This window comes from Halomonas sp. BM-2019, from assembly GCF_017584085.1.
Map to the genome: position 1 here is coordinate 981975 of NZ_CP071922.1, position 2925 is coordinate 984899.

4 protein-coding genes are annotated in these 2925 nt (G+C 71.1%); 2 read left to right on the forward strand and 2 right to left on the reverse strand.

The window, feature by feature from the left end:
* Window positions 1-534 (reverse strand): methionyl-tRNA formyltransferase (gene fmt / locus J5F18_RS04985; protein WP_346301220.1); only part of this gene is annotated, 534 nt, incomplete at its 3' end.
* A gap of 106 nt (window positions 535-640) precedes the next feature.
* Window positions 641-1153 carry a peptide deformylase gene (def, locus tag J5F18_RS04990; RefSeq protein WP_346301221.1) on the reverse strand — a complete coding sequence of 171 codons (513 nt, stop codon included), beginning with the start codon at window positions 1151-1153 and terminating at the stop codon, window positions 641-643.
* A gap of 171 nt (window positions 1154-1324) precedes the next feature.
* Between def and J5F18_RS04995 the strand changes: the two genes are divergently transcribed.
* Both J5F18_RS04995 and J5F18_RS05000 read left to right on the forward strand, forming a co-directional pair.
* Window positions 1325-2434 (forward strand): LysM domain-containing protein, encoded by a 1110-nt coding sequence (locus tag J5F18_RS04995; protein WP_346301222.1) that lies wholly within the window; start codon window positions 1325-1327, stop codon window positions 2432-2434.
* 9 nt (window positions 2435-2443) lie between these two features.
* On the forward strand, window positions 2444-2925 hold a 482-nt coding region (locus J5F18_RS05000), incomplete at its 3' end, for a DNA-processing protein DprA (protein WP_346301223.1).

Consider the following 2925-nt stretch of genomic DNA (forward strand, 5'->3'; position numbering starts at 1 on the left):
GGCCAGGGTGTCGTGAAGCGCGCCGCCGGTGGTGGTGGCGGTGATCGGGGTGCGCTTCACCAGCAGCATGTCGCCGGTATCGAGCCCCGCGTCCATCTGCATGATGGTCACGCCGCTCTCGGCGTCGCCTGCCTCGATGGCGCGCTGGATGGGGGCGGCGCCGCGCCAGCGCGGCAGCAGCGAGGCGTGGACATTGAGGCAGCCCAGCCGGGGGATCTCCAGCACCGCCTGGGGCAGGATCAGCCCGTAGGCCACCACCACCATGATATCGGCGCCGAGGGCGGCCAGCTCGGCCTGGGCCTCGGGGGCCCTGAGCGTCTCGGGCTGGTGGACCGGCAGCCCATGCGTGAGGGCCAGGCGCTTCACCGGGCTCGGGGTCAGCCTGCGGCCCCGGCCCGCCGGGCGGTCCGGCTGGGTGTAGACGGCGAGGACGCGATGGCGGCTGTCCAGCAGCGCCTGCAGGCTCTCGGCGGCGAAGTCGGGCGTGCCGGCGAAGATGACGCCGAGGGGCTCTGAGTCGAGGGGTCGGGACATGGTTGGGGCCTGGCCGGGGAGTGGATGCTCCTAATGATAACGGAGCCGGCCGAAAACGACGAAGGCCGGCGCGTGGCGCCGGCCTTCCGGAAGAAACGCAGAGGGGTCAGGCGGTCTGCATCAGCTTGTGACGCTTCTGCATCTTCTTCATGACGCGGTCACGCTTGAGCGGCGAGAGGTAGTCGACGAAGAGCACGCCCTCGAGGTGGTCGTATTCGTGCTGGATGCAGTGGGCCAGCAGGCCGTCGGCCTCCAGCTCGTAGGGCCGGCCATCGCGATCCAGCGCCTTGAGGTGAACCCGGAGCGCCCGGGGGACCTCGGCGTAATACTCGGGGATCGACAGGCAGCCCTCGGACATCAGGTCGCGCTCCTCGCCGATCGGCGTGAACTCGGGGTTGATCAGCACCAGCGGGCGGGACTGGTCGTCGCTGACGTCCATGACGATCACCCGGCGGTGCACGTCCACCTGGGTGGCGGCCAGCCCGATGCCGCGGGCGGCGTACATGGTCTCCAGCATGTCATCGACCAGCTGGCGGACCCCGTCATCGACCGTCTCGATCGGCGCTGCCTTGGTGCGCAGACGCTCGTCGGGGAATTCGAGGATCGGTAATTTGGCCATGGCGTTGGTATCACCGTTATGCTGTCATTTACAGAATGACACTATTCTAGGAGGACGTGGGCGACGGCGAAACCGTCGTGCACGTATCGCATCGATAACCTAAGACTATACCACGCCGGCATTGTTCCAGGGGGACGGGCGTGGCGCCACGCAACGCAGGGGACGGCAGGGATGAAGCAGACGAGAGTGGGCAAGGCATGGCGGCGCTGGCTGGGCGGCATGGCGGCGCTGGGCATGATGGTAGCGCTGGGGCCGCTCTCGGGCACGGCCCTGGCCCAGGGGCTCTCTTGGGACGACGGCCTGCGCGGCGATGCGCCGGAGCGCTATACGGTGGTACGCGGCGACACCCTGTGGGACATCTCCGGGCGCTTCCTGCGCCACCCCTGGCGGTGGCCCGAGGTGTGGCAGGTCAACCCCCAGATCCGCAACCCCCACCTGATCTATCCGGGGGACGTCGTCTACCTCTACGACTGCAACGGGCGCCCCTGCCTGGGGCTGGAGCGCGGCCAGGGGCAGGTGCGGCTCTCGCCCCAGATGCGCACCATCCCCCATCGGGAGGCGATCGAGCCGATCCCGCTGGAGGCGATCCGCCACTTCCTGCGCGATCACCGCATCGTCGACGACCCCGAGGACCTCGAGGAGCTGGCCTATGTGGTGGGCGGCGATGACCGTCGCCTGATGAGCGGCGTGGGCGACCGCCTCTATGCCCGGGGCGAGGTGGAGGGCAGCGGCCGGGTGGGCTTCTACCGGGTCGGCGAGCGCTTCCATGATCCGGCCAGCGGCGAACTGCTGGGCCTGGAGCTGGAGAGCGTGGGGCAGGCGCGTCGCGAGCGCCAGGAGGAGGAGATCGTGGTGCTGGAGGTGACCACCTCCCGCCAGGAGGTGCGCAACAACGATATCGTGCTGCCCCTGGAGGCTCACGACCTAGTCACCGAATACTACCCCCGCGCCCCGGAGCGCGAGGTGGAGGGCACCATCCTCTCGGTGCCCGGCGGCGTGCAGTTCATCGGCCGCCTGCAGGTGGTGGCCCTGGACCGCGGCCGCCGCGACGGCCTGGAGCCCGGCCACGTGCTGCTGGTCGAACAGCGGGGCGAGCGCGTCCACGACCCGCGCACCGGCGAGTCCCTGAGCCTGCCGGGCGAGGATGCCGGCATGGTGATGGTCTTCAAACCCTACGAGAAGATGAGCTATGGCCTGGTGATGAAGGCCAGCCGCTCGCTCTCGGTGGGGGATCGCGTCCACTCCCCGTCGCCGCGCGGCCTCGGCTCCGCCCAGCGCTGAGGCGCCATCATGCCCGCTGCGCGGCCCGATGCCCGGGCGTGGCTGGCCCTCTCGCGGCTGCCTGGCCTCGGACCTGCGCGACTGGCCGAGCTGGCCGCCGAGGCCTCCGGCTGGCCCGATGGCTGGCTGGCGCGACTGCCCCGGGAAGCCGCCACGGCACTGCGCCTGTGGCTGGACCACCCCGCGCGCAGCCCGCTGAGTGACGAGGTGGCCCGGGCCGAGGCGTGGCTCGGCGAGGCGCCTGACCGCCATCTGCTCCATCCCGACCATGCGGCCTGGCCGACCCTGCTCGCCCAGATCCCCGACCCGCCGCCGCTGCTGTGGGCCTGGGGCGACCTCGCGGCACTTTCTCCGCCGCGCCTGGCCATGGTGGGGGCGCGGCGTGCCACCCGCGAGGGGCTCGCCAACGCCGCGGCCTTCGCCCGGGAGCTCGCCGGGCGGGGCTGGTGCGTGGTCAGCGGCATGGCGCTGGGCATCGATGCCGCCGCCCA

Bases quoted from the DNA above. Each gene is read 5' to 3' on its own strand.
- def (WP_346301221.1), bottom strand. From the start codon at position 1,153: ATGGCCAAATTACCGATCCTCGAATTCCCCGACGAGCGTCTGCGCACC.
- J5F18_RS04995 (WP_346301222.1), top strand. From the start codon at position 1,325: ATGAAGCAGACGAGAGTGGGCAAGGCATGGCGGCGCTGGCTGGGCGGC.